Raw genomic sequence first — 324 nt, forward strand, 5'->3', positions numbered from 1 at the left:
GGAAGGAAGGGGGGAAAAGAGAAAGGGGAAGGGAGGGGAGGAGAGGAAAGGAAAAAAGAGGGGAGGGAAGGGAGGAGGGGGGAAGAAAGGGGGGGGAGAGAAGAGGGGGGGAGGGGGGGAAAGAAGAGAAAGAGGAAAAGGGAAGGGAGGGGAGGAGAGAAAAGGGGGAAAGAGAAAGAGAGGGAAAGAAGGGAAGGGGGAAGAAAAAGGGAAAAGGAAAGAGAGGAAAAAGAAGAGGAGGGAAAGGGGGAGAAAAGAAGAGGGGGGGAGAAGGAGGGGAGGGAGGAAGGGGAGATAGGAGGCAAATATGGCGATGCATCATAG

1 protein-coding gene is annotated in these 324 nt (G+C 54.9%); it reads left to right on the top strand.

The window, feature by feature from the left end; genetic code table 11:
- On the top strand, window positions 1-324 hold a 324-nt coding region (locus A3773_RS19885), incomplete at its 5' end, for a hypothetical protein (RefSeq protein ID WP_197462863.1).

This window comes from Neptuniibacter pectenicola (assembly GCF_001597735.1).
GTDB classification, from domain to species: domain Bacteria; phylum Pseudomonadota; class Gammaproteobacteria; order Pseudomonadales; family Balneatricaceae; genus Neptuniibacter; species Neptuniibacter pectenicola.